The sequence below is a fragment of the Actinomadura sp. NPDC048955 genome (assembly GCF_040649435.1).
GTDB classification, from domain to species: Bacteria; Actinomycetota; Actinomycetes; order Streptosporangiales; family Streptosporangiaceae; genus Spirillospora; species Spirillospora luteofluorescens.
Genome location: NZ_JBEZJI010000002.1, coordinates 1 through 24127, shown reverse-complemented (window position 1 = coordinate 24127; position 24127 = coordinate 1). Strand labels below are relative to the sequence as shown.

Sequence of the window (24127 nt, the reverse complement as noted above, 5' to 3'; positions counted from 1 at the left end):
TCATCCGCCCGTGATCTCGCCGAGGAGATCGCGCATGCGGAGCCGGGCGAGCGCGATGTTCCCCGTTTCCCGATCGAGCAGTAAATGGACGAAGAGATGTCCGTCGAGATTCGCTTCCGTAAGGACCATCAAGTGATATCCGTCCGTGCCGCAAACAATGATCTCCTCGACGTCGTCCCCCGCCGCGGTGGCGCTGAGCGCCGGCGACGCCAGCACCGCCCGCACCACGTCGGTCGCGCCGGCCGCGTCCTCGTGCTGGTCGAGGACGTCCTCCCGGCCGGCGGCCGCCACGGCGAGCCCGCTGGCGCAGTCGACCAGCGTGACCCGCCGCGCCCCCGGAATGGTCATCATCGACGCGAGGCATCCGTCAATGCCCAAGCCCGTTTCCCCACCGAATGAGAGTTGCAAGAACTCGACCATAGCCAGAACATTGCCGCCCGCAACGCCAATCCGTAAATTTCCCGCGACAACCATCTATGGGGTATAAATACCAACCGGTATGACGGGCGGTCAGGGTCGGTGTGGAGCACCGCCCCCCGGAATCGGTTCCCTCCGCGCCGCCGGTTGGGGATCGTCCGCAACCGCGTCAGTCGGCGCGCCGGACCTCGCCGAGGCGGCGCGCCAGGTACCGGCGGTCGGCGTCGGCGCGGGACAGCGCGAGCGCCTCCCGGTAGGCCGCGGCGGCCTCCTCCCGCTGGCCGAGGCGGCGCAGGAGGTCCGCGCGGGTGGCGTGGAGCAGGTGGTAGCCCTCCAGTCCCTCGACGCGGTCGACCAGGGCCAGGCCCGCCAGGGCCCCGTCCGCCATCGCCACCGCGACGGCCCGGTTGAGCCGGACGACGGGCCCTGGGCTCATCGCCTCGAGCCGCCCGTACAGGGCGGCGATCTGCGGCCAGTCGGTCTCGCCCGCCGTGCGCGCGGTGCCGTGGCACGCGGCGATGGCGGCCTGCACCTGGTAGGGGCCGGGTTCGCCCCGGCGGAGCGCCTCGTCCACGAGCGCGGCGCCCTCGGCGATCGCCGCGCGGTCCCAGCGGCTCCGGTCCTGATCCTCCAGGGCGACCAGGTCGCCGGCCCCGTCCGTCCGGGCGGCGTGCCGGGAGTGCTGGAGCAGCAGGAGCGCGAGGAGGCCGGTGACCTCCGGATCATCCGGGGCCAGGTCGTGCAGGAGGCGGGCGAGGCGGATCGCCTCCCCGCACAGGCCGGAGCGCACCGGGTCCGAGCCCTCGGTCGCCGCGTACCCCTCGTTGAACAGCAGGTACACGACGCCCAGCACGGACGCGGTGCGCTCGGCCAGCAGGTGGGCGGGCGGCACCCGGTACGGGACGCCCGCCTGGCGGATCTTGCGCTTGGCCCGGACGAGCCGCTGCGCCATCGCGGGCTCGGCGACCAGGAACGCCCGCGCGATCTCCCCGGTGGTCAGGCCGAGGACCGTGCGCAGCGTCAGCGCCACGCGGGCCTCGACCGGCAGCGCCGGATGGCAGCAGGTGTAGATCAGCCGGAGCCGGTCGTCGGGAAGCCCGCCCTGGTCCGGCCGCTCCGGCGTGTCCGCCATCGTCCCCAGCTCCCTGAGCTTCGCGGTCTCCGTCTTGCCGCGCCGGATCCGGTTCAGCGCGTGGTTGCGGGCCGTCGTCGTCAGCCAGGCGCCGGGGCGGCGCGGCACCCCGTCCCGCGGCCAGCGTTCGAGGGCGCGCGCGAACGCCTCCTGGGCGCACTCCTCGGCGAGGTCCCAGTCGCCCGTCATGCGGATGAGGGTCGCGACGACCCGGCCCCACTCCTCGCGGAAGGCCGCCGCGACCGCGCGTCCGGTCTCCGTCAGTCCTCCCCGAACGGCCACAGCGGCCGTACCTCGATCGACCCGAGCCGCGCCGACGGGTGCCGGGACGCGATGTCGAGCGCCTCCTCCAGGTCGGCGCAGTCGATCAGGTCGAAGCCGAGGATCTGCTCCTTGGTCTCGGCGAACGGCCCGTCCGACAGCAGCGTCTCGCCGTCCCGCACGCGGACGGTCGTGGCGGTGCCGGTGGGGCGCAGCCGGTCGCCGAACCTCCGGACGCCCCGGCCGTCCATCTCCTTCACCCACGCCTCGGTGTCGGCGATCACCGCGGCCAGCTCGGCGGGGGACGGCTCCCACTCCTCGTTCCCGCAGATCAGCATCAGGTAGTGCATCGTTCCTCCTCTATCGGGTTGTGACCTTCACCGGCTCGGAAACTCGTCGCCGGGCCGGCGTCCCGAGCAGGGCGGCCGCGACCACGGCGCCCGCGAGGGCGATCCCGGCCGAGGCGGCGAACGCCGCGCGGAACCCGGCGGCGGGCCCGGTCCCGTCCGCCCAGGACAGGACGGCGGTGGACGCGACGGCCACGCCGAACGCGCCGCCGAACTGGAACGCGGCCGTGTTGATCCCGGACGCCAGGCCCGCGTCGCCCTCGGCGCCCCCCGCCAGCGCGGCGACCGACCCGGCCACCCCGGACGCGCCGAGCCCGAGTCCGAGCAGCGCCAGGCCGGGCAGCAGGACGGTCGCGTAGCCGCCCGCGGGCACGCGGGCCAGCACGAGGCAGCCCGCCGCCATGACCGCCAGCCCCGCCGGCGCGACCGCCCGCACGGTGGCCCGCCGGAGCGCCGCCTGCGCCGCGGCCGACCCGGCGACCGCCGCCAGCGGCAGCACCGCCGTGGCGAACCCGAACGCGAGCGGCGAGTAGCCGAGGACGTCCTGCGCGTACCGGGACACCGCGAGCGACGTCCCGAACACCGCCATCGCCGCGGCCAGCGTGACCACGTTCCCGCCGGTGAGGCGGCGGGAACGGAACGTGCGCAGCGGGACGAGCGGCGCCCGCGAGCGCGACTCGGCGAGCACGAACGCCACCCCGGCGACGACCGCGACCGCGAGCGACCCGGCCGTCCAGGCGCTCGTCCAGCCCGTCTCGGGGATCCGGACGACCCCGTACACCGTCGCCGACGCCGCGAGCGTCACGGTCAGCGCGCCCACCGGGTCGTAGCCGCGGCGCGCCCCGCCCCGGCTCTCGTCGAGCAGCGACGGCCCGAGGGCGAGCAGCAGCACCGCGGCCGGCACGTTCAGGAAGAAGATCGACCGCCAGCCGAGCCCGCCGGTGAGCGGGCCGCCGACCAGCAGCGCCGCGGTCGCGCCGAACCCGCCCACACTGGCCCACACGGCGATCGCCCGGTTCCGCGCCGGCCCCTCGGCGAAGGTCGCGGTCAGGATCGACAGCGCGCTCGGCGCCATCAGCGCCGCCGACACCCCCTGCGCGACCCGGGCGCCGATCAGCGCCCCGCCGTTCCAGGCCGACCCGCACAGCAGCGACGCCACGAGGAACAGCCCCGTCCCGGCGAGGAAGGTCCTGCGCCGCCCGGCCAGGTCCGCCGTCCGGCCGCCGAGCAGCAGCAGGCCGCCGAAGCCGAGCAGGTAGGCGCTCATCACCCACTGCGCCCCGCCGCCGGTGAACGCCAGGTCGCGCTCGACCGACGGCAGCGCCAGCAGCACGATCTGCGAGTCGAGCACCACCATGAAGTTCGCCGCGCAGAGCAGCCCGAGCGCCGCCCACCGGCGCGTGTCCGTGTCCATGTCTCCCCTTCCGCCTGCATCGCCTCTCTTCCTGTCGACACTTCGCGCCCCCTGTTTTCGACACCCGGCGGGAGGAGATTTCGCGGGGAGGGCTCGGCGGAGGCGGCTCTTTACGCTGTGAGCGTGCAGCCGTTCCGTACAGAACGTACAGAAGGCAGAGTTCACCCCATGAGGCTTCTGATGCTGGGCGGGACGGAGTTCGTCGGACGGGCCATCGCCGAAGAGGGCCTTGCCCGCGGCTGGGACGTCACGGTCTTCCACCGGGGTCGCCATGAGCCGCCCCAGGGCGCCGGATCGTTGCACGGCGACCGCACCGCGGAAGGTGGTCTCAAGGCACTCGAGGACGGGGAATGGGACGCCGTCGTCGACACCTGGTCCGGCGCACCGTCCGCTGTCCGCGACACCGCGCGCCTGCTCGAAGGACGTGTCGCACGGTACGTCTACATCTCCAGCCGTTCGGTGTACCGGTTTCCGGAACCGTCCGGGCTCGGCGAGGAAGCCGAGGTGGTGGACGGCTCCCCGGACGATGGCGAGGTCGACTACGCGGCGACCAAGCGCGGTGGGGAACTGGCAGCGCTCGACGTGTACGGGGCCGGCGCCCTCCTGGTGCGGGCGGGCCTCATCCTGGGCCCGTACGAGAACATCGGGCGGCTGCCCTGGTGGCTGACGCGCATGGCGCGAGGCGGCGACGTCCTGGCGCCCGGCCCGCGCGACGCCGGCCTCCAGTACATCGACGTGCGGGACCTCGCCATCTGGACCCTGGACGCTGTCGAGCGCGGGCTCGGCGGACCCTACGACCTGGTCAGCCCGCCCGGCCACACGACGATGCGCGAACTGCTCCAAACCTGCATCGACGTGACGGGGTCGAGTGCGAACCTCGTCTGGACGGCCCCGGAAAAGATCCTTGAAGCGGGCATCGAGCCGTGGACCGACCTTCCCGCCTGGCTCCCGCCTGGGGAGACCTACGACATGCTGCACCAGGGCAACGTCAGCAAGGCTCTGTCCGCAGGGCTGCGTTGCAGGCCCGTCCAGGAGACGGTCGCGGACACCTGGGCCTGGCTCCAGTCGATAGGCGGCACGGCACCGCAGCGCCCCGACCGTCCCGTCCTCGGCCTCGCCCCGGAGAAGGAGAACGAGGTCCTGGGCTCCCGCTGACCTGTGGTGTAGCGCGCCCGGGTCAGGTGAGCTGCGCGGACATCCGGGTGAGCAGGGCCCGCAGCAGGGCCAGCTCCTCCCGGCCCACCGCCTCCCGGACCCGGGCCCACTCCGCTTCGACGACGGCGGTCAGCCGGTCCAGCTCCCGGCGGCCCTCACCGCCCACGCGGCCCGGTCGCATGCACGGCATGCGACCGGGCCGCGTGTGGACACACAGGGCGCCCGTCCGCTAGAGAGGCGTTCTATGACCGCTTTGGTACTCGGCCCCCACCTACGGCACGTGAGCCACCACACCGCGACGATCTGGGTGGAGACCGATCGTCCCTGCGAGGTCAGGGTCGTCAACCGGGAGCAGGGGGTGGACGCCGCCGCCCGCACCTTCACCGCGCACGGCCACCACTACGCCGTCGTCGAGATCGACGGGCTCGCAGCAGGGGCGCGGATCCCCTACGAGGTGCTGGCGGACGGCGAGACCGTCTGGCCCGAGGCCGGCGCAGGGTTCCCCCCGTCCCACATCAGGACGTTGCGCGAGCACGGCGAGCTGCGCATCTCCTTCGGCTCCTGCCGCCGCTCGCCCGGCACCGTCGAGGAGTACGGGCACGACGCCCTCACCGCGTTCGCCGACCGGCTCCGGACCGGCGGGGAGGACACCGTCTGGCCGGACGTCCTGCTCATGGTCGGCGACCAGGTGTACGCCGACGAGCTGACCCCCCAGATGCGCGAGTTCATCAGCGGCCGCCGCGCGCCGGGCTCGCCGCCGGACGGCGAGGTCGCCGACTACGAGGACTACACCCAGCTCTACAAGCTCGCCTGGCACGACGACCCGGCCGTCCGGTGGCTGCTGTCCACCGTCCCCACCTTCACGATCTTCGACGACCACGACATCCGCGACGACTGGAACACCTCGTACACGTGGCGCCGGGAGATGTGGGACCAGCCCTGGTGGAAGGCGCGCATCACAGGCGGCATCGGGTCGTACTGGATCTACCAGCACCTCGGGAACATGTCGCCACAGGACCGGGCGTCCGATCCCGTGTTCGAGGCCGTCCGGGCGGCCTCCGAGGAGACCGGCGACGCGGGCGCCGTCCTGGACGCGTTCGCCGAGAAGGCCGACAAGCAGCCCGAGACCATGCGCTGGAGCTACGCCCACGACTGGGCCGGCACGCGCCTGATCGTCGTCGACAGCCGGTGCTCGCGCCTGCTCACGGCCGACCGTCGCGGCATGCTCGACGACGAGGAGTTCGACTGGCTGGACGGCCGGTGCCAGGGCGGCATGGACCACCTGCTCATCGCCAGCTCGCTCCCCTACCTGCTGCCCATGGCGATCCACCACGCCGAGTCGTGGAACGAGGCCGTCGCCGAGGGCGCGTGGGGCAGGCGCGGCGCGGCGGTCGGCGAGAAGATCCGCCAGGCCGCCGACCTGGAGCACTGGGCCGCCTTCGAGCGGTCGTTCCGCGCCGTCGCCGCCGGCGTCGTCGCCGTCGGGCGCGGGGAGCGCGGCCCCGCGCCGGCGAGCATCTCGTTCCTGTCCGGCGACATCCACTACTCCTACCTGGCGAGGATCACCGAGCCCGCCACCCAGTCGAAGATCACCCAGATCGTCTGCTCGCCGCTGCGCAACCCGCTGGAGGGCAAGTTCCGGTGGGCGAACCGCATCGCCTACTCGCGGTCCGCCGGCCGGCCGTTCCGCCTCCTGGCGAAGCTGGCGAAGGTGCCCGCCCCGCCGATCCGGTGGCGGATGACGAACGGCCCCTGGTTCGACAACGCCATCGCCACCGTCGAACTGTCCGGACGCGAGTGCGGCGTGCGGTGGGAGACCCCGGGGACCGGCGGCACGATGTCCGAGATGGGACGCGCTGGCATCACCTGACGGCGGGTGCGTTCGTTCCACCCCCTCGATGAAACGAACGCACCCCCCGCGTGGACGACCCCGCCCAGACGCCGTCCACACCCCTCCAACGGCGCGGTCTCCCGGCTATGACGCGACTCGCGCAGAACATCTGTGACCCAAATGAGCGACAACAGGTGGTCAATCAGTCACAATGAGCAAGCATGGAGCCAGGGGACGATGTGACGGAGGCCGGCGACGCCGGGCCCAGCGACGCCGCGCTCATCTCCCGGATCCGCGAGGGCGACGACGCCGCCTACGGAACGCTCTACGAGCGGCACCTGCCCGCCGCGCGCGGGCTCGCGGGCCATCTGGCCGGGCGCGAGGCCGCCGAGGACGCCGTCCAGGACGCGTTCGCCAAGGTCCTCTCCGTGCTCAAGCGCGGCGGCGGGCCCGACACCGGGTTCCGGCCCTACCTGCTCACGGCCGTGCGGCGGACGGTCTACGACCGGCAGCGCGCGGACCGCCGCGTCCACCACACCGACGACATCGAGGCGTACGACGTCGAGGAGCCCTACGCCGACCCGGCGGTCGAGGAGTTGGAACGTTCGATGGTCGCGCGGGCGTTCCGGTCGCTCCCCGAGCGGTGGCAGACCGTCCTCTGGCACACCGAGGTCGAGGACGCCAAGCCCGCCGACGTCGCCCCGATCCTCGGCCTGACCGCCAACGGCGCCGCCGCGCTCGCCTACCGGGCCCGCGAGGGGCTGCGGCTGGCCTACCTCCAGATGCACCTGAACGGCCTCGACTCCGGCGACGCGTGCCGTCCCGTCCTGGACAAGCTCGGCGCCTACGTCCGCGATGCGCTGCCGGGCCGTGACTCCCGCAGGGTCGAGCGCCATCTGGACGGCTGCAAGCGCTGCAAGGGCCTGCACGGGGAACTGGCGCAGGTGAACACGGCACTGCGCGACGTCCTCGGCCCGCTCGTCCTCGGCTCGGCGAGCACCGCCTACCTGGCGTCCAAGGGCGGCTTCTTCCTGTGGGTGCGGCATCTGCCCAAGCGGCAGCAGCAGGTGCTCGCCGGGTCCGTGGCGGCCGCCGCCGCGGCGACCGCACTCGGCCTGATGCTCGTCTCCGACGACCGGCCCGTTCCCGCACCGCGCACCCCGCCGGCCGCCGCCGAGCCGGCCGCCCCGCCCGCCGCCCGTCCGCCCGCCGTGAAGCCGCCCGCGCCCGGGCCGCCCGCCGCGAAGCCGCTCGTGAAGCGGCACGTCGCCGTCCGCCCGGTGGCGGCCGAGCCCCGGGCCAGGCCGCCCCGCCCGGCGCCGAGGCCCCACGTGAGACCGCCGCACGTGGACAAGCCCGCCAAGCCCAACCCGGCCCCGTCTCATCCGATCGACCGTCCTGGAGGACTGCTGGTCCACATCCACCTGCGGGTGCCGCTGCTGTCGGCCGAGGTGCGCGTCCGCCTCGGCACCGACACGCCGCGCGGCGAAATCCGCTCCATACGGCACCGCGCCGCCTCCTACGGCACTCCCCATGGTCACGCCCGTCTTCCGGGGTTGAAGCGAGGGTCGCGGGCACGCCTGGACTGAACCCGCCACCTGATTCTTCCCGTAAAGATCCTTCGGAAGGGCCGGACGGAGCCTAAAGGGCTGGTAGCGTCCGCCGCGGCTCCGAATCCTTGTTACCGAGGAGTCGCCAACCGGCGGCTTGCCATGAAAGAGTGGCGAATCGCCGTAACGGCCTACCGGGCAGACGGGCTTCACTACGCTATAAGCGCCCGGTGTCGCTACGCCGAAATGGGCACGCTGTGAGCTCCCGTGTTGAGGAAGGACGGTGCCGCATGGATCGCTGCGCGCTGTTCGTGGACGCCGGCTACCTGCTGGCCGACGGTGCCATGGCGGTACACGGCACGCGCCATCGCGAGACCGTCTCGTGGGACTTCGGCGGCCTCCTGCAACTCCTCGGCAACCTCGCCAGGGAACGCACCGGCATGCCGTTGCTGCGCTGCTACTGGTACGAGGCGACGGTCGAGGGGCGCCGCAACCCCGAGCACGACGCGCTGGCCGACCTGCCCGGCCTCAAGCTGCGGCTCGGCCGGATCCGGCCCGGCCGCCGCGAGGGCGTCGACACCGAGATCCACCGCGACCTGATGACGCTGGCCCGCAACGACGCGCTCGCCGACGCCGTCCTGGTCAGCGGCGACGAGGACCTCGCCCAGGTCGTCGCGGACGCCCAGGACCTCGGCGTCCGCGTCACGGTCGTGCACGTCGCCGTCGACGGCAACTGGACGATCTCCCGGGTGCTGCGCCAGGAGTGCGACGACCTCATCGAGATCGGCTCCGGCCACCTGCGTCCCTACGTCAACCTGCTCGCCGGCGTCGACGGCGGCTCCTCGCTCGGCACGAGCCCGCTGTCCAACGGGCACGGCGCCACGAACGGGCACGCCTCCTCCCTCGGCCCGCTCCAGAACACCTCGAACAACGGGCCCCCGCCGTCGTCGCCGCTGAGCATCCCGCCCGCGACGCCCGCCCCGTCCCCGGCCGTCCGCGACCTCGGCCCGGCCATGACCGGCGGGCTCGGCGGCGGATCCTCGCCGACCGGCGGCACCGGCCTCGGCACCGGCCCCATGTCGCTGCCCGGAGGCACGGGCGGCGGGCTCGCCGGATCGTCCTACGGCAGCGGCGGGCTCCCGCTCCCGCAGCACCCCGCCCCCGGACCGTCCTCGACGCAGGCGCCGTCGGTGCCCGTGCCGCCGCCGTCCCCCAGCCCGCAGTACACCTCCTCCCCGATCCCGGCGCCCTCCCCGCCGCCTCCCCCGCAGACCATCCAGTCGCAGGCGGCGCCGTCCGGCCAGCACGGCCCCTACACCGGCCCGCAGCAGATCTCCCCCCTCCCGGTGCAGCAGACGCCGACCCTCTCGGACGCCGTCAAGGCCGCCCATCAGGAAGGCCAGGACTTCGGCGAGTCCGTCGCCCGCGACGCCCCCGCGCTGTGGCTGGAGGCCGTCCTCGCCCGCAAGCCGCGCATGCCGTCCGACCTGGAGGCCCGGCTCCTGCAGGGCTCCTCGCTGCCCATCGACTTCCTCCTGCACGACGAGGTCCGCCACGCCCTGCGCCGCGGCTTCTGGGACGCGCTCGAACGTTCGCGCAGGTGACCTGACGTCCACTCATTAGCACCGGTATTCCACGATCATCATCGATTCGCCCGCTTCGGCCGGGCGGTGCCGGGTAGCGTTGAACCGTGACGCATGTGACGGAAGACGATCTCGACGACCTGGAGTTCGACACCCTGCGCACCGGCGATCACATCTCGGCGGCCCGCAGGCTGACCGAGCTGGCCGAGTCGGTGTCCGGTGGAGTGTCACGCGCCAACGTCCTGCTGCGCGCCGGCGAGCAGTGGCAGCACGCCGGCGACCACGCCAGGGCCGCCGAGCTGTACCGCAGGGCCATGGAGGACGGCGGCGAGACCTACGGCGACCCGCGCGCCTACCTCGCCGACGCGCTCTTCGAACTGGGCCGCGGCGACGAGGCCCGCGCCCTCGTCGACCAGATCCGCGCCGACAAGCCGCGCGACCCCGAGGTGTACCGCGCCGTGGCCGAGGTGCTCTACGCCCAGGGCGACGCGACCGGCGCCCACGAATGGGCCACCAGCGGAGCCGACGTCGTCCTGGAACTCCGCGACCGCGCCGTGGGAACCGGCATGGGCGGCGGCCCCGACGAGGCCCCCGCCCCTGACGCCGACACCCTCACCCCGGGCCTGGACGACGTCGCCCTCGCCGAAGACAGCCTCGAAGCCCTCCTCCGCCTCCGCTACCGCGCCCGCATAGACCTGGGCCGAAGCGAAGACGACTACGACGCCCTCCTAGACGACCTTTTGAAGAACTCGTGATTCCCCAGGGGGGCGACCCCCTGGAACCCCCGTCACGAGCCGGGCGGTGCTAGCCCAGGGGTAGCGCCCCCCCTGGAACCCCCCGTCGCGAGCCGGGCGATCCTCACGCCACGGTGCGGGTTTCCGTGCCCGTGCGGGTATTCGTCGTGTCGCTGCGGTCGCCCGGCTCGGCGGGTCGTGCGACCTCCAGGCGCTTAGAGCGCCTTCCGGCCGCCCGACCCGCGCCTCGGCACAGGCCAGCTCCAAGAGCGTCACAGCGTGGCACGTCCAAGAGCACTGGACGTGAACGATTCACACCCTCTTGGGCTCGTAGTCCAACCGAGGCGCGGGCAGGCGCGTGGAGCGAGCGCAGCGAGCGCAACGCGCATGCCCGCCGAGCCGGGCGACCGCAGCGACACGACACCGACCCGCACGGACACAGCGACCCGCACCGTGGCGTGAGGATCGTCCGGCTCGCAACGGGGGTTCCAGGGGGTCGCCCCCTGGGTAGAGGCGTCGCCCCCCTGGGAAGACACAGCTACAGGCGGGCTATTAGTTCGCTCAGGGATTGGGCGGCGGCGGTGGGGGGTTCGTGTTCGGTCGTGGGCCAGCCGCGTAGGTGGGCCTCTCTGATGGCCTCATCGTGCTTGGGGGAGGCGGAGCGGTCCGAATGGGTGCGGAGGTAGCCGCAGGGCGCCTCGGGCCAATCTGGGGCCGTGGGGAGGTCTTCCTGCGGGGCGTCGTGGTCGTGCCGGGCCGGGCGGGGGAGATCGGCGTCGACGAAGACGTAGCCGCCCACGGGGCGGTGGGCGGCGCGCTGGGCCAGGCCGACGCCGGGCAGCAGGGGGCCGGCGGCGCCGTGCGCCACGAGGACGAGCGGTGGGACCGGGTCGGTCGCGGTGATGGTGAGCGAGACGCGGGCGATGTAGCGGGGGCCCGCGTCGTCCGGGACGTCCGGTGCCACCACGTCCAGCCCGTACGAGCGGAGCATCTCGGGCAGGTCGCCCCAGGAGGCCGCGGTGGCGCCGGGAGCGTGCAGCAGGACGAGGGTTCCGGGTGTCACCCCGCGAACCGTACACGGCGGCGGCGGAGCGCGTACGCAGGGTGAATAGGGTTCTGCACGTGAGCGATCGCGATGAACTGCTGCAGAAGATCAAGGACAGGGCCGTGGTGCACGGCGACTTCGTGCTGTCGTCGGGCAAGCGGGCGTCCTGGTACGTGGACCTCCGCCGGGTGACGCTGGACGGGTCCGCGGCCCCGCTGGTCGGACGGGTCATGCTGGACGAGACCGCCGACCTCGACTACGAGGCCGTGGGCGGGCTGACGCTCGGGGCGGACCCGGTGGCCGCCGCGATGCTGCACGCGGCGGCGGCGCGGGGCCGGGCGCTGGACGCGTTCGTCGTCCGCAAGGCGGGCAAGGCCCACGGGCTGCAGCGCCGGATCGAGGGGCCGGACGTGGCGGGCCGCCGCGTCCTCGCGGTGGAGGACACCTCGACCACGGGCGGCTCCGTGCTCACGGCGGTGGAGGCGCTCCGCGAGGCGGGGGCGGAGGTGGTGGCGGTCGCGACGATCCTGGAGCGCGGCGCCGCAGGCCGGATCGCCGAGGAGGGCCTGGAGTACCGGCACCCCTACGAGGTCGCCGACCTCGGTCTCGATTAGCGGGCCTTCACGAGCCACTGGGCGCGCTGGCCGTTCGGCTGGCGCGGCTGGAGCCTGCCGTAGATCGCGACCTGCAGGGAGCCGCCGTTCTGGGCGACGACCTGCAGGGGCGCCTCCTTGAACTGGAGGGTGTCGCCGGTGTTGAGCGTGCTGTTGGCGAGCACCTTGCCGCCGGCGTCGGCGACGCGGACCACCACCGTCGTGGGCTGGCCGGTCACGCGGATGACCAGGGGGAGCGGCGCCGTGGGCGACGTCGTGGTCTCGTTGCTGCTCGGCGTGGTGCGCCCGGCATCGCCCGACGGCGAGGCCCCCGAAGGGCCCTTCTTGTCGGGTTCGCTCATGATCGCGTTGACCAGGGCCATGCCCCCGACGATGAGCAGGGCCAAGGCGGCCATCACGGCCAAGGCCGCGATCAGTATGCGCGCGAGACCCCTAGGGTCCGACCGGTGACGTCCCACATGGGGAGGTTAGCGATAACTGTCACCGCTGAGCGACGGACGGGACTCTTCCGGACCATTCTTATTCGGACCGTGGTCCGCTTTGCGGCCCTTCAGGACCTCCCGAATGATCGGAATGACCGAAAGAATCAGGATGACCGCAACGCCCGGGAGGATGTATTTCTCAACGTCGGGCACTTCGGACCCGAGGAAGTGGCCGAGGAGGAAGAGGGCGTCCGTCCAGACGATGCCGCCGATCGCGTTCCAGACGAAGAACTTCTTCGCATCCATGCCGAGCATCCCGGCGAGCGGGTTCAGGAACGTCCGGACAATCGGGATGAACCGGGCAAGCACCACCGCCTTCGCGGGGCCGAACCGGTTGAAGTAGTACTCGGCCTTCTCCACCCACTCCTGCTTGAAGATCCGCGAGTCGGGTCTGTCGAAGAGCTTGCGGCCGTAGCGGGCGCCGAGGAAGTGGCCGAGCTGGGCGCCGGCGATCGCCGCCACCGGGCCGCCGATCAGCAGCCAGGGCAGCGACAGCGGCTGGAAGTCCTGGCCGTTGACGGTCGAGACCGCCGTGAGGATCCCCGCCGTGAACAGCAGCGAGTCGCCCGGAAGGATGCAGCCGATCAGAAGACCGGTCTCCGCGAAGATGATGGCGAGCACGCCGATCGTCGCGAACGTGCCGAAAAGCTGCAGCCACGCGGTGGGGTGCAACCACTCGGTGATGTCAAGGGGAAGGGCAGTGAGATCCACACCGCGAGCGTACCTTTCCCCACGCTCCGATTAGGCGGGATACTGAGCGCGGACGGCATGCCCGACCCGGAAACCGCGTGACCTGGGCACTCCCTGGGTACGCGGACGTCCGGGAGCTACCGCCCGGCCGGATGCCCGGCGGCACCCTGCGTATGAAAGGACGCTGACAATGCCCATCGCAACGCCCGAGGTCTACGCGGAGATGCTCGACCGTGCGAAGCGCGACGGCTTCGCCTTCCCCGCGATCAACGTGACGTCCAGCCAGACGCTGAACGCCGCGCTGCGCGGGTTCGCGGAGGCGGAGAGCGACGGCATCGTGCAGGTGTCCACCGGCGGAGCCGACTACCTGTCCGGCTCCACGGTGAAGGACATGGTCACGGGCGCGACCGCGCTGGCCGAGTACGCCCGGGTCGTGGCAGCCAAGTACCCGGTGAACATCGCGCTGCACACCGACCACTGCCCGAAGGACAAGCTGGACGGCTTCATGCGGCCGCTGGTGAAGATCTCGCAGGAGCGGGTGGCGCGCGGCGAGGAGCCGCTGTTCCAGTCGCACATGTGGGACGGATCCGCCGTCGAGCTGCACGAGAACCTGCGGATCGCCGCCGAACTGCTGGAGGAGTGCGCCAAGGCCCGGATCATCATGGAGATGGAGATCGGGGTCGTCGGCGGCGAGGAGGACGGCGTCGCCAACGAGATCAACGAGAAGCTGTACACCACGCCGGGCGACGCGCTCGCGACCGCCGAGGCCGTCGGCGTGGGCGAGAAGGGCCGCTACATCCTGGCGGCGACGTTCGGGAACGTGCACGGCGTCTACAAGCCGGGCTCGGTCAAGCTGCGTCCCGAGGTGCTCAAGGAGATCCAGGACGCGGTCGGCGCCAAGTACGGCAAGGACAAGCCGTTCGACCTGGTGTTCCACGGCGGCTCGGGCTCCACGCTGGAGGAGATCCGGGAGGCGGTGTCGTACGGCGTCGTCAAGATGAACATCGACACCGACACCCAGTACGCCTTCACCCGCCCGGTCGCCGAGCACATGTTCCGCAACTACGACGGCGTGCTGAAGGTCGACGGCGAGGTCGGCAACAAGAAGCAGTACGACCCGCGCTCGTGGGGCAAGGCGGCGGAGACCGCGATGGCCGCCCGCATCGTCGAGGCCGCCGAGAACCTGCAGTCCGCCGGCAAGAAGCTGAAGTAGCGGAGCGGGCCGGGGGCCGCGCGGCCCCCGGCCACGCCCGTTGCCTGACGAAACGCGGGTAGGCTCGCAGGCGTGGCACTGCCCCGCACCTACGACTCGCAGAACTGCTCGGTCGCCCGCTCGCTGGAGGTCGTGGGCGACCGCTGGACGATGCTGGTGATCCGCAGCGCGTTCCAGGGCGTGCGGCGCTTCGACGACTTCCAGGACACCCTGGGCGTGGCCCGCAACGTCCTCACCGACCGGCTCAACCGGCTCTGCGACGAGGGCATCATGCGCCGCGTCCCGTACCAGCAGCGGCCGGAGCGCCACGAGTACCGGCTGACCCGCAAGGGCGTGGAGCTGTGGCCCGCGGTCATGACCCTGATGATGTGGGGCGACCGCCACTACGCGCCTGCCGGCCCTCCCCTGGTCATCGGCCACCGGGGCTGCGACGGCACGCTGACCCCTTCGTTCACGTGCGGCTCCTGCGGCGCGCACCTCGGCCCCGCCGACGTCGACCCCCGGCCGGGCCCCAGTGCTTAGGGACCCTTCCTCGAAGTCGCCTCGGCAATGCCGCGCGAACGCGTGACCTGCCCGGTGGAGCGACGCCGGAGGCGAGCGGAGCCGGGCGGATCGCGAAGCGATGCCGCGTTCGCCCAGGCCAGGTCGCGTAGCGAGCCGCCAGGCGAGCGAAGTGGGCCGGGACTGAATCAACACGGCGTGGTTCGGCGATGAACAGCCATCTGGTCCGGGCGGCGCGGCGCGGTGCGGAGGCGCAGATCGCGCACGTCTCGCTCGTCCGGCACGCGGCCGCCCAGGGGCTGGTCGCGCGGGTCTACGACCAGCTCGAACGGGACTTCGGCATCCTCGCGCCGCCGGTGATCCTGCACTCCCCCGTCCCGGAGCTGCTCGCCGCCGTGTGGACGATGCTGCGCGAGACCCTGGTCGCGACGGGGAAGGCCGAGCGCGCGGTCAAGGAGGCCGCCGCCGCGGCGGTGTCGCTCGGCAACTCCTGCCCCTACTGCGTGGCGGCGCACAGCACCACGCTGCACGGCCTCGTGCGCGGGCGCGACGCCACCGCGATCGCCGCGGGCAGGCTCGACGAAGTCGGCGACCCGCGCATCCGCGCGATCGCCGAGTGGGGCGTGCGGTTCGGCACGCCGGAGGTTCCCGAGCGCCCGTTCCCACCCGAGCAGGCGCCCGAGATCGTCGGCACCGCCTTCGCCTTCCACTACTACAACCGGATGGTCAACATCTTCCTGGGCGAGTCGCCGTTCCCCCCGAGCGCCCCGGCGAGGGCGCACGGCGCGATCAGCCGGGTGATGGGCCGCCTGATGGCCGCGGGCACGCGCGCCCGGCACGCCCCTGGCGGCTCCCTCGACCTGCTGCCGCCCGCGCCGTCCGGCGACCTGCCCTGGACGGAGGGCAACGAGGTGATCGCCGCCGCGTTCGCGCGCACGTCGGCGGTCATCGACCGGGCGGGCGAGCGGGCGGTGCCGGCGCCGGTCCGGGAGCTGCTGGCCGCAGAGCTCGCCGCGTGGGACGGGCACGCGGCCGAGCCCGCGCGGATCGACGAGGCCGTGGCCCGTCTGCCCGCGCCGGACCGTCCCGCCGGGCGGCTCGTGCTGCTGACCGCGCTCGCCTCGCACCGGGTCGGCCCGGCGGTCGTCGCGGAGTTCCGCCGCGACGACGGCGCGGACGCCCGCCTGCTGGAATGCCTCGCGTGGGCCGCGTTCACCACCGCACGGGCGGCGGCGGCCTGACCGGACGCTTGCCCGGCCTTTTGTAAATTGCGACGATCGGGCCATGGTGGTTCGGCTCACGGAAGAGAACTGGGCGGCGACCCGGAAGTATCTGCGCGGGACCGGTGACCGGTTCGCCGAGTTACTGACCTCGGCCGGATCCGGGACGAAGGCCACCGCGACCTGGACGGTGACCGATATGGCGGCGCATGTCGCCACCCTCGCGCGGATGTATCACCAGATGGTCGATCCCGCCGGTTGCGACGATCCGCTGGCCGTGACCGACGACCTCGTCCGGAGCACGATCGTCGATACGGTCGACACCGCGAACGAGGAATTGCTGCGCCTTTTCCCCGAGCGCGATCCAGAGGTCCTCGCGGACGTCCTGCTCCGCGATGTCGACCGCCTTCTGACGGCGACGCGGGACGCCGATCCCGCGATGGCGCTGCCCTGGCTGGGCGGCTCGCACGTCCCGCTCGGCGGGCTCCTGGCGCACCTGCTCAACGAGCTCCAGATCCACGGCCGCGACATCGCCCGGCCCCTGCGCAGGCGCTGGGACGTCCCGCCTCAGGAGGCGGCCCCGTTCTTCGAGATGTTCCTCGTCGGGGTGACCGAGTACGGGTACGGGCGGCTGCTGGAGGGTCACGGCCCCGCGCCCGCCGGACGGATCACCGTCGAGTTCCGCTCCGACCACACCGCCCCAGTGGTGATGGCGATGACCGATGGGTTCGTCACCGTGGAGGAGCCCGGCGACCGTCCCGACGTGCGGCTGTTCTTCGACCCGACGGTGCTCAACCTGATGCTGTTCGGACGGATCGGCAGGGCGCGGGCCGTGCTGAGCAGGAAGATTGTCATTCGGGGGCGGCGGCCCTGGGTGCTTCCCGCATTCCTCCGGATCGTGCGTCTTCCCTCGTGAACGGCGGCGCCTCCCTTTCACCGGCCCCCTCGAAGGGCGGACACCGATGACTTCTCGCCGCGGCGAAGGTCTATACAGGTGATCATCCCAGCGAGGTGAGGAGCCGAATGCGTGAGGCGACCGGCGCATCGGCGCCCCTCCGATCGAACGCGCGCATCCTGGAGCGCTCGATCGGCTTTCTCCTGACCGCCGTCCAGCCCGTCACGCGGCCGATGCTCACCCGTCCGACACCCTGCGCGGCCTGGGATCTCACCATGCTGCTCCTGCACGTCGGCGACTCCCTCGCGGCGGTGCACGAGGGCCTGGCGGGAGGCCGGGTCGGCCTCCGCCCGGTCGCGGTCGACCCGGCCGACGACCCGGTGTCGGCGCTGCGCGTCCGCGCCGCCCGCGTGCTCCGCCACGCCATGGCCTTCCCCGGCTGTGCCGACCGCGACGCGGGGACGGCGGCGATCGGCGACCTCTGCCTGCCCGGCGAGCTGGTGGCCGGCGCGGGCGCCCTGGAAGCGGCCGTGCACGGCTGGGACGTCGCGCAGGCGACGGGAGCGGGGCAGCCCATTCCACCGGACCTGGCCGCCGATCTCCTGGACGTGTCGAGGACGCTGGCGCCGCCGTGCGGGCGCCTGCCGCTGTTCGGCGAGCCGCTGGATCCCGGCCCGCACGCGTCGCCCGGCGACCGTCTCGTCGCCTTCCTCGGCCGCCGTCCGGCGCCCTGAGGCGATCTCGCTCAGGTTGCTTCACACAACTTTGTGCGCTCCAATGAGTTGTGTGAAGCAACTCGATGTGCGCACCGTCGCCCGCATCCACGCCGTGCTCGACGACGTCCGGATCCGCCCGTACGGCGTCACCGACCGCGACCGCCTCCGCCGGATGTCGGACCGGCTGTCGGCCGCCAGCCTCTACACCCGCTTCTTCTCCGGCACGCCCCGCATCCCCGACCACTACGTCCGCCTTCTGGAGGGCCTCGACCACTGGCACCGCGAGGCCCTCGTCGCGCTGGACCGGGACGAGATCCTCGGCATCGCCGAGTACGCCCGCGACGCGGCACGGCCCTGGCGGGCCGACCTCGCCGTCCTGGTCGCCGACCCCTGGCAGCGCCAGGGCCTCGGCAGCGCCCTCGTCGGCTGCCTGTCCGAACTCGCCGGGCGGCGCGGCATCACCGAGTTCGACGCGGACGTCATCCTCACCAACCGGCAGGCGCTCCTGTTCGTCCATAGCGGCTGGCCGGCGGCCCGCTCCACGAGGGACGGCGGGTCCGCCCACTTCCGTCTGCCGCTCCCCGTGCCCGCCTGACCCCGGCCGGTTGAATCCGGACGGGGGCGCCCGCTTACCATGACCGGCATGACCCAGAACCTGCTCGGCGGCCCCGCTCCCACCGAACTTCCGGACAACGTCGAGGCCCGGACGGCCCTGGAGGAGGGCGTCGACCCGTTCGAGGTCGCCGCGCGCCACCCGGACCACCCGGGCGCGTGGGCCGAGCTGGCCGACCGCTCCTTCGCCAAGGGCAGCGTCATCGACTCCTACGCGTTCGCCCGCACCGGCTACCACCGCGGGCTGGACCAGCTGCGCCGGGCGGGCTGGAAGGGCCACGGCCCCATCCCCTGGGAGCACGAGCCGAACCGCGGCTTCCTGCGCGCCCTGCACGCCCTCGCCCGGGCCGCCGCCGCCATCGGCGAGGAGTCCGAGGCCGAGCGCTGCAAGACGTTCCTCCGCGACAGCAGCGCCGAGGCCGCCGACGCCCTCAACGGCTCCTGACGCCACCGATCGAGCGCGCCGCCCGGGACGCCTGGGCGGCGACGCCGGGGATGCCCGACACCAGGAACGGGCCTCCGCCGGCGAGGTCGCCGGCCACGTGCAGGCGACGATCGGAACGGCCTGCGACGAGGACCCGTCCCGTGCCGGGGTCGACGGCGAGGCCGCCGTCCGGGTCCAGCACCGCGCCCTGGGCCAGCAGGGACGAGACGAGCGGCTCGGCCGCCCGGGGAATCGCGTGCGGCGGCGGGTTGACCGCGTTGATCACGATGTCGGCGGTGCGGACGCCCGCCGCGTGCGTGATCTCGAATCCGGACCCCGCCTCGATCTTCTCGATCCCGGGCAGCACCTCCAGCGCCCCCGCCTCGAACAGCTCCAGCAGCAGCGCGGCGTTGCGGGGCACCATCGGCGAGGCCACGCTCGTGATCGTCCGGAAGTGGCGGCCGCGGAGCCGCTCCCGGTCACGCGCCCGCAGCAGCCGCCACGCGATCGGACCGGCGGTGTGCGCGGCCTCCTGCACGATCCGGCGGCCGAGCTGCGGCGCGTCCACCAGGGCGAGCTGCTCGCGCAGGCTCGCCTCAGGGCCCCGTTCCCATGCCGCGGCGATCCAGGCCGCGAGGGCGTCCCAGCTCTCGCCGTGATCCGCCAGCTCCCTGCGGATCAGGTCGGTGAACTCCGCCAGCCCGATCGGCCCCTCCAGGGACCGCAGGCGGTCGGGCGCCAGATACCGGAGGCCCGTCGGAGCGGGACGCTGCCAGACGAACGGGAGCGTCCCGCTCCGCGACACCATGCCGATCCTGCCGGTGTGCCCGCGCGCGGCCAGTGACGCCACGATGTCGACCGCGGTCAGGCCCGTCCCGATGACCGCCACATCACTTCGGGGCGGGACGTCCGCGAGGGTCTGCCGCAGTGGATACGGGTCGGCGACGAAGCCGGGCGCGCCTGCCAGCCCGTAACCGTCGCGGGGAGCGCCCCCGCCGACGCACAGGACGACGTGGTCGGCGGTGTACCGGCGTCCGTCTGCCGTTCGCACGGTTGGGCGGTCTGCGAGGGACACTCCTGTCACGGCCGCGTCGACGACCTCCGTCCGGGCGAACCGGGCGAGCGCGGCCTCAGCCGTGTCCACCAGGTACCGCCCGTACACGGCGCGCGGCGGTATCGGGCGGCCGAGCCGCTCGTCGAGGTGGGTTCCGGCGGGCGCGTCCCCGTCCAGCCAGCGCGCGTAATGCTCCCGGTCCCCGGACCGGATCGACATGATCTCCGGCGGGGCGTTGACGAGCACGGAGTCCAGGTCCGGCCGGTAGGGGCGGCCGCGCCACGGCGGCGTCGAAGGGTCGAAGACGGTGACGGACCGGATGTCCGAGGGGTCGAGGGCGTCCAGCAGCGCGACGGCCGCCGCACCCGCCCCGATGATCGCGATGTCCATGCCGCCGAGCCTCGCCGCCCGGCCGCGCCCGCCCCATCCCCCGCGGGCGAGGGATCGTCCCGGGCCGCGATCCCCCATCTGAGGGGGTACGCCCGCCGCGCACGGCGGGCAGACTGGAACGGTGATCGACCAGCGGGAACGGCGGGCCCTCCTCGACGGCGCCGCACGCGCACGGGACGCGTCCGGCCTGTTCGCGGGCGCCTCGTCGCGGCTCGGACGGCTGCTCGGCTTCCAGGCCGCCGCGTGGTCGGCCACCGACCCGGAGACCGGGTTGATCACCGCCCCGATGCTGGTCGAGAACCTCGGGCGCGGCGAGCAGTGCTTCGCCTACTGGGAGTGCGCGCTCCTGGAGGAGACCGTGCTGCCCTACCGCGACCTGGCCCGCGCCGCCGTCCCGGCCGCCGGGCTCGTGGCGAGCACCGACGGACTGCCCGCCCGCAGCGCGCAGTACCGCAGGCTGCTCGGCCGCCAGGGGATCGGGGACGAGCTCCGCGCCGTCCTGCGGACCGGTGGCCGGCCCTGGGGCGTCGTCAGCCTGTTCCGCGAGAAGGGCCGGGAGCCGTTCGGCCCCTCGGAGGTCGCCCTCGTAGCGGGCCTCTCCGCGCCGCTCGCCGACCGTCTCCGCGAGCTGGCCCGGCCCGTCCGGCCGCCGGGCCCGGCCGCGGGCCAGGACCCGGGGCTCATCCTGTTCGACCCGGCCGGCACGCCCTTCTCGATCAACGACGAGGCCCGCGACCTCCTCTCTCGCCTCCCGGACGGCCCGTCCGTCCCGTCGCCGCTGGGCCCGCCCCTGCCGGTCTGGCTCGCCGGGACCGCCGCGCAGGCCCGCGCCGTCGCCGCCGGCCGCGACCGCGGAGCGGCCCGCATCCGGATCCGCACCCGCGACGGCCAGTGGCTCGTCGTCCACGCCTCCAGCATGGACGGGGTCCCCGGCGCGCCCGGCCCCACCGCCGTGGTCGTCCAGCCGGCCGCCGGCTCCGACATGGCGCCGGTCATCGCGGAGGCGTACGGCCTGTCCGCGCGCGAACTGGAGATCACCCAGCTGATCGCGCGCGGGCTGACCACCGGCGGCATCGCCGCCGAGCTGGTCATCTCCCCGCACACCGTCCGCGACCACGTCAAGGCCGTGTTCGCCAAGACGCGCGTGTCGAGCCGCGGCGAGCTGGTCGCGAAGCTGTTCGCCGAGAACTACTGGCCGCGCCGGGGCAGGTGACGGCCGGGAACCGGCCTCCGGTTTCTTTGTCGCCCGCCTGCGGGTACGCTTTGATCGCAAGAGGCCCCTTCGCGCTTGCGGCGACCGGGGCCTTCGTCGTGGGAAGGAAGAACGGCATGCCTGCCATCGTTCTTGTCGGTGCCCAGTGGGGAGATGAGGGCAAGGGCAAGGCGACAGACCTGCTCGGTGGGGACGTCGACTATGTCGTCCGATACCAGGGCGGCAACAACGCGGGCCACACGGTGGTCATCGGCGACAAGAGCTACGCGCTGCACCTGCTGCCGTCCGGAGTGCTGTCGCCCGACGTCGTCCCCGTCATCGGCAACGGCGTGGTGATCGACCCGGCCGTGCTGCTGCAGGAGATCGACGGCCTGCGGGACCGCGGCATCGGCTGCGAGCGGCTGCTGATCTCGGCGAACGCGCACCTGATCATGCCGCACCACCGCGCCCTCGACAAGGTCACCGAGCGCTACCTCGGCAAGGCCCGGATCGGCACCACCGGCCGCGGCATCGGCCCCACCTACGCCGACAAGATCAACCGGATGGGCATCCGCGTCCAGGACCTGTTCGACCCGAACATCCTCACGCAGAAGCTCGACCTGGCCCTGCGCGAGAAGAACCAGGTCCTGACGAAGGTCTACAACCGGCGCCGCATCGAGACCGGGCCGATCGTCCAGGAGTACCTGGCCTACGGCGAGCGCCTCAGGCCGTTCGTCGCCGACACCACGCTCGTCCTCAACAAGGCGCTGGACGACGGCAAGGTCGTCCTCCTGGAGGGCGCGCAGGGCACGCTGCTCGACATCGACCACGGCACGTACCCGTTCGTGACCTCGTCCAGTCCCACGGCCGGCGGCGCCTGCGCGGGCTCCGGCGTCGGCCCCACCAAGATCACCCGTGTGATCGGCATCCTCAAGGCCTACACGACCCGTGTAGGGTCCGGGCCGTTCCCCACCGAGCTGCTGGACGAGCAGGGCGAGTACCTGCGCACGACCGGCGGCGAGTACGGCGTGACCACGGGCCGCGACCGCCGCTGCGGCTGGTTCGACGCCGTGATCGCCCGCTACGCCACCCGCGTCAACGGCATCACCGACTACTTCCTGACGAAGCTGGACGTCCTGTCCGGCCTGGAGCGGGTCCCGGTGTGCGTCGCCTACGAGGTCGACGGCGTCCGGGTGGACGAGCTGCCCACGACGCAGACCGAGTTCCACCACGCCAAGCCCGTCCTCGAATACCTTGACGGCTGGCAGGAGGACATCACCGCCGCCAAGAAGTTCGAGGACCTGCCCGCCAACGCGCAGGCGTACGTCCGGGCCCTGGAGAAGATGTCCGGCGCCCAGATCTCCGCGATCGGCGTAGGCCCCGGCCGCGACCAGACCCTTTCCATCCGCCCCCTCGTTTGAGCCACAGCCTCCGGCACGCCGCAACCCCGCGACGACCTTAGGGTTGCGATCGCGTCCGAAGGCAGATTCGAGCGAAGCAAGAATCTGATCGCGCAGCGAGCCGCAAGGCGAGACGGAGCGATGCCAGCGATCGCCGCGTTCTTCGACGATGGAGGGCCGCCAGGCCCGAAGGAGGAGAAGAATGCCGTGAATATCGAGGTGCACGGGCATCGGGGGGCGCGCGGCCTCCGTCCGGAGAACACCCTGCCCGGCTTCGCCCACGCACTCGACCTCGGCGTCGACGTGATCGAGTTGGACGTGGGCCTGTCCTCGGACGGCGTGGTCGTCCTCGGGCACGACCAGGTGCTCTCCCCGGCCGTCCTCGCCGACACGGGCCCCGCCTGGCCGGGCGACCCCGCCTACCCCTATCTCGGCAGGCCCGTCCGCGAACTGTCACTCGCCCAGTTGCGGACGCTCGACGCGGGCCTCAGCTGCGAGGCCGCCCCGATGCCCGGCACCCGCATCCCCACGCTCGCGGAGGCGTGCGCCCTACTGGCCCCCACCGGCGTCAGGCTCTCCGTCGAACTCAAGACGGACCCGTCCTGGACCGACGAAGAGGTGGAGCTCCTGACGGCTTCCGTGGCGGCCGTCCTGAAGGCCTTCGGCTGCACCGGGCGCTCCCAGCTCCTGGCCTTCGACTGGCGCGTCCTGACCGAGGCCCGCCGCCACTACCCGGACCTGGGCCGCGTCGCCCTGATGGAACGCAAGACCCTGACCCCGGAGACCGCCTGGCTCGCGGGCCACTCCCCGACCGACCCGGTGGCCGCGGCCCTCGCCCTGGGCGCCACGGCCGTCTCCCCCGAACACGAGATCACCACCCCCACCCTGATAGACCAGGCCCACTCCCTGGCCCTCCCAGTCATCGTCTGGACGGTCAACACCCCCCAGGACATGACCCGCTTCATGACCCAGGGCGTGGACGCGATAGTCACCGACTACCCCGACGTCCTCCAGACCCTCCAAGCACGAACCCCCGCCGTCTGACGCACGACGCCCAGCCACCGCAGCAACCACGCAACAACCTCAATGGTTGCGATCGCGTCCGAAGGCAGGTTCAAGCGAAGCGAGAACCTGATCGCGCAGCGAGCCGCCAGGCGAGACGGAGCGATGCCAGCGATCGCCCGCAGTACTCGACGATGGAGGGCCCCCCGGGCCCGAAGGAGGAGAGCACTGCAATAAACACGCCGCGATCGCG

At 72.8% G+C, this 24127-nt stretch carries 25 protein-coding genes; 16 read left to right on the top strand and 9 right to left on the bottom strand.

Annotated elements, in window-relative coordinates:
- From AB0C84_RS02085 to AB0C84_RS02070, 4 genes are all read right to left on the bottom strand, one after another.
- Window positions 1-420: a hypothetical protein gene (locus tag AB0C84_RS02085; RefSeq protein ID WP_218906628.1), complete on the bottom strand. Its 420-nt coding sequence runs from the start codon at window positions 418-420 to the stop codon at window positions 1-3.
- Window positions 421-586: 166 nt separating this feature from the next.
- On the bottom strand, window positions 587-1831 hold the full coding sequence (locus tag AB0C84_RS02080) for an RNA polymerase sigma factor (protein WP_361060251.1): 1245 nt from the start codon (window positions 1829-1831) through the stop codon (window positions 587-589).
- Complete coding sequence (locus AB0C84_RS02075) at window positions 1810-2160, bottom strand: YciI family protein (RefSeq protein ID WP_179844940.1); 351 nt, start codon at window positions 2158-2160, stop codon at window positions 1810-1812. Before AB0C84_RS02075 ends, AB0C84_RS02080 begins: the two co-directional genes overlap by 22 nt.
- 10 nt (window positions 2161-2170) lie before the next feature.
- The gene (locus tag AB0C84_RS02070) at window positions 2171-3571 is read right to left on the bottom strand and encodes an MFS transporter (protein WP_361060248.1); all 1401 of its coding nucleotides are present in this window, start codon (window positions 3569-3571) and stop codon (window positions 2171-2173) included.
- A gap of 168 nt (window positions 3572-3739) precedes the next feature.
- Here AB0C84_RS02070 and AB0C84_RS02065 point away from each other — a divergent pair, with 168 nt between their 5' ends.
- On the top strand, window positions 3740-4726 hold the full coding sequence (locus AB0C84_RS02065) for an NAD-dependent epimerase/dehydratase family protein (protein ID WP_361060246.1): 987 nt from the start codon (window positions 3740-3742) through the stop codon (window positions 4724-4726).
- Window positions 4727-4748: 22 nt separating this feature from the next.
- Here the strand turns inward: AB0C84_RS02065 and AB0C84_RS02060 are convergent, their stop codons facing one another.
- The gene (locus AB0C84_RS02060; protein WP_361060244.1) at window positions 4749-4907 is read right to left on the bottom strand and encodes a hypothetical protein; all 159 of its coding nucleotides are present in this window, start codon (window positions 4905-4907) and stop codon (window positions 4749-4751) included.
- Window positions 4908-4970: 63 nt separating this feature from the next.
- Here AB0C84_RS02060 and AB0C84_RS02055 point away from each other — a divergent pair, with 63 nt between their 5' ends.
- The 4 genes from AB0C84_RS02055 to AB0C84_RS02040 all read left to right on the top strand — a co-directional run bounded on the left by AB0C84_RS02055 (window position 4971) and on the right by AB0C84_RS02040 (window position 10445).
- Entirely contained in the window at window positions 4971-6596 is a 1626-nt protein-coding gene (locus tag AB0C84_RS02055; RefSeq protein WP_361060242.1) for an alkaline phosphatase D family protein, read from the top strand.
- A 182-nt stretch (window positions 6597-6778) separates the two neighbouring features.
- Window positions 6779-8146 carry a sigma-70 family RNA polymerase sigma factor gene (locus AB0C84_RS02050; RefSeq protein WP_361060240.1) on the top strand — a complete coding sequence of 456 codons (1368 nt, stop codon included), beginning with the start codon at window positions 6779-6781 and terminating at the stop codon, window positions 8144-8146.
- Window positions 8147-8397: 251 nt separating this feature from the next.
- Window positions 8398-9711: an NYN domain-containing protein gene (locus tag AB0C84_RS02045; protein ID WP_361060238.1), complete on the top strand. Its 1314-nt coding sequence runs from the start codon at window positions 8398-8400 to the stop codon at window positions 9709-9711.
- Between the two features lie 86 nt (window positions 9712-9797).
- The gene (locus AB0C84_RS02040; RefSeq protein WP_344432438.1) at window positions 9798-10445 is read left to right on the top strand and encodes a tetratricopeptide repeat protein; all 648 of its coding nucleotides are present in this window, start codon (window positions 9798-9800) and stop codon (window positions 10443-10445) included.
- A gap of 517 nt (window positions 10446-10962) precedes the next feature.
- On the opposite strand, the gene AB0C84_RS02035 is transcribed toward AB0C84_RS02040, so the two are convergent.
- Complete coding sequence (locus AB0C84_RS02035; protein ID WP_361060803.1) at window positions 10963-11415, bottom strand: hypothetical protein; 453 nt, start codon at window positions 11413-11415, stop codon at window positions 10963-10965.
- A 131-nt stretch (window positions 11416-11546) separates the two neighbouring features.
- Between AB0C84_RS02035 and pyrE the strand changes: the two genes are divergently transcribed.
- A complete protein-coding gene (pyrE, locus tag AB0C84_RS02030; RefSeq protein WP_361060236.1) occupies window positions 11547-12083 on the top strand; it encodes an orotate phosphoribosyltransferase in 537 nt (178 codons plus the stop codon).
- Here the strand turns inward: pyrE and AB0C84_RS02025 are convergent.
- The gene (locus tag AB0C84_RS02025) at window positions 12080-12487 is read right to left on the bottom strand and encodes a hypothetical protein (RefSeq protein WP_361060234.1); all 408 of its coding nucleotides are present in this window, start codon (window positions 12485-12487) and stop codon (window positions 12080-12082) included. The two genes, pyrE and AB0C84_RS02025, sit on opposite strands and share 4 nt — an antisense overlap.
- 63 nt (window positions 12488-12550) lie before the next feature.
- A complete protein-coding gene (locus tag AB0C84_RS02020) occupies window positions 12551-13276 on the bottom strand; it encodes a DedA family protein (RefSeq protein ID WP_361060232.1) in 726 nt (241 codons plus the stop codon).
- Between the two features lie 169 nt (window positions 13277-13445).
- On the opposite strand from AB0C84_RS02020, the gene fbaA reads away from it, so the two are divergent.
- The 7 genes from fbaA to AB0C84_RS01985 all read left to right on the top strand — a co-directional run bounded on the left by fbaA (window position 13446) and on the right by AB0C84_RS01985 (window position 18857).
- Window positions 13446-14468 carry a class II fructose-bisphosphate aldolase gene (gene fbaA, locus AB0C84_RS02015; RefSeq protein WP_179844950.1) on the top strand — a complete coding sequence of 341 codons (1023 nt, stop codon included), beginning with the start codon at window positions 13446-13448 and terminating at the stop codon, window positions 14466-14468.
- 72 nt (window positions 14469-14540) lie between these two features.
- Window positions 14541-14990 carry a helix-turn-helix domain-containing protein gene (locus AB0C84_RS02010; protein WP_361060230.1) on the top strand — a complete coding sequence of 150 codons (450 nt, stop codon included), beginning with the start codon at window positions 14541-14543 and terminating at the stop codon, window positions 14988-14990.
- Between the two features lie 188 nt (window positions 14991-15178).
- Window positions 15179-16210: a carboxymuconolactone decarboxylase family protein gene (locus AB0C84_RS02005; RefSeq protein ID WP_361060228.1), complete on the top strand. Its 1032-nt coding sequence runs from the start codon at window positions 15179-15181 to the stop codon at window positions 16208-16210.
- A gap of 43 nt (window positions 16211-16253) precedes the next feature.
- Window positions 16254-17105 (top strand): maleylpyruvate isomerase N-terminal domain-containing protein, encoded by an 852-nt coding sequence (locus tag AB0C84_RS02000; RefSeq protein WP_361060226.1) that lies wholly within the window; start codon window positions 16254-16256, stop codon window positions 17103-17105.
- A 107-nt stretch (window positions 17106-17212) separates the two neighbouring features.
- Window positions 17213-17818 carry a TIGR03086 family metal-binding protein gene (locus tag AB0C84_RS01995; protein WP_361060224.1) on the top strand — a complete coding sequence of 202 codons (606 nt, stop codon included), beginning with the start codon at window positions 17213-17215 and terminating at the stop codon, window positions 17816-17818.
- 43 nt (window positions 17819-17861) lie between these two features.
- Window positions 17862-18395 (top strand): GNAT family N-acetyltransferase, encoded by a 534-nt coding sequence (locus AB0C84_RS01990; RefSeq protein ID WP_361060222.1) that lies wholly within the window; start codon window positions 17862-17864, stop codon window positions 18393-18395.
- Window positions 18396-18434: 39 nt separating this feature from the next.
- Window positions 18435-18857, top strand: coding sequence for a DUF3151 domain-containing protein (locus AB0C84_RS01985; RefSeq protein ID WP_179831713.1), 423 nt, complete (start codon window positions 18435-18437; stop codon window positions 18855-18857).
- Here AB0C84_RS01985 and AB0C84_RS01980 read toward each other — a convergent pair.
- On the bottom strand, window positions 18844-20280 hold the full coding sequence (locus AB0C84_RS01980) for an FAD/NAD(P)-binding protein (protein ID WP_361060220.1): 1437 nt from the start codon (window positions 20278-20280) through the stop codon (window positions 18844-18846). The genes AB0C84_RS01985 and AB0C84_RS01980 overlap by 14 nt on opposite strands.
- Window positions 20281-20401: 121 nt before the next feature.
- On the opposite strand from AB0C84_RS01980, the gene AB0C84_RS01975 reads away from it, so the two are divergent.
- The 3 genes from AB0C84_RS01975 (at window position 20402) to AB0C84_RS01965 (ending at window position 23916) form a co-directional block, all read left to right on the top strand.
- Window positions 20402-21493: a helix-turn-helix transcriptional regulator gene (locus tag AB0C84_RS01975; protein ID WP_361060218.1), complete on the top strand. Its 1092-nt coding sequence runs from the start codon at window positions 20402-20404 to the stop codon at window positions 21491-21493.
- A 116-nt stretch (window positions 21494-21609) separates the two neighbouring features.
- A complete protein-coding gene (locus AB0C84_RS01970) occupies window positions 21610-22893 on the top strand; it encodes an adenylosuccinate synthase (RefSeq protein WP_361060216.1) in 1284 nt (427 codons plus the stop codon).
- 186 nt (window positions 22894-23079) lie between these two features.
- Window positions 23080-23916, top strand: a complete 837-nt coding sequence (locus AB0C84_RS01965; protein WP_361060214.1) for a glycerophosphodiester phosphodiesterase family protein — start codon at window positions 23080-23082, stop codon at window positions 23914-23916.
- The last annotated feature ends 211 nt before the right edge of the window (window positions 23917-24127 follow it).

Excerpts from the sequence above, each read along its gene's own strand:
- AB0C84_RS02085 (WP_218906628.1), bottom strand. The coding sequence starts at position 420 with ATGGTCGAGTTCTTGCAACTCTCATTCGGTGGGGAAACGGGCTTGGGC.
- AB0C84_RS02075 (WP_179844940.1), bottom strand. The coding sequence starts at position 2,160 with ATGCACTACCTGATGCTGATCTGCGGGAACGAGGAGTGGGAGCCGTCC.
- AB0C84_RS02070 (WP_361060248.1), bottom strand. The coding sequence starts at position 3,571 with ATGGACACGGACACGCGCCGGTGGGCGGCGCTCGGGCTGCTCTGCGCG.
- AB0C84_RS02065 (WP_361060246.1), top strand. The coding sequence starts at position 3,740 with ATGAGGCTTCTGATGCTGGGCGGGACGGAGTTCGTCGGACGGGCCATC.
- AB0C84_RS02060 (WP_361060244.1), bottom strand. The coding sequence starts at position 4,907 with ATGCGACCGGGCCGCGTGGGCGGTGAGGGCCGCCGGGAGCTGGACCGG.
- AB0C84_RS02055 (WP_361060242.1), top strand. The coding sequence starts at position 4,971 with ATGACCGCTTTGGTACTCGGCCCCCACCTACGGCACGTGAGCCACCAC.
- AB0C84_RS02050 (WP_361060240.1), top strand. The coding sequence starts at position 6,779 with ATGGAGCCAGGGGACGATGTGACGGAGGCCGGCGACGCCGGGCCCAGC.
- AB0C84_RS02045 (WP_361060238.1), top strand. The coding sequence starts at position 8,398 with ATGGATCGCTGCGCGCTGTTCGTGGACGCCGGCTACCTGCTGGCCGAC.
- AB0C84_RS02035 (WP_361060803.1), bottom strand. The coding sequence starts at position 11,415 with ATGCTCCGCTCGTACGGGCTGGACGTGGTGGCACCGGACGTCCCGGAC.
- fbaA (WP_179844950.1), top strand. The coding sequence starts at position 13,446 with ATGCCCATCGCAACGCCCGAGGTCTACGCGGAGATGCTCGACCGTGCG.
- AB0C84_RS02005 (WP_361060228.1), top strand. The coding sequence starts at position 15,179 with ATGAACAGCCATCTGGTCCGGGCGGCGCGGCGCGGTGCGGAGGCGCAG.
- AB0C84_RS02000 (WP_361060226.1), top strand. The coding sequence starts at position 16,254 with ATGGTGGTTCGGCTCACGGAAGAGAACTGGGCGGCGACCCGGAAGTAT.
- AB0C84_RS01995 (WP_361060224.1), top strand. The coding sequence starts at position 17,213 with ATGCGTGAGGCGACCGGCGCATCGGCGCCCCTCCGATCGAACGCGCGC.
- AB0C84_RS01990 (WP_361060222.1), top strand. The coding sequence starts at position 17,862 with ATGAGTTGTGTGAAGCAACTCGATGTGCGCACCGTCGCCCGCATCCAC.
- AB0C84_RS01985 (WP_179831713.1), top strand. The coding sequence starts at position 18,435 with ATGACCGGCATGACCCAGAACCTGCTCGGCGGCCCCGCTCCCACCGAA.
- AB0C84_RS01980 (WP_361060220.1), bottom strand. The coding sequence starts at position 20,280 with ATGGACATCGCGATCATCGGGGCGGGTGCGGCGGCCGTCGCGCTGCTG.
- AB0C84_RS01970 (WP_361060216.1), top strand. The coding sequence starts at position 21,610 with ATGCCTGCCATCGTTCTTGTCGGTGCCCAGTGGGGAGATGAGGGCAAG.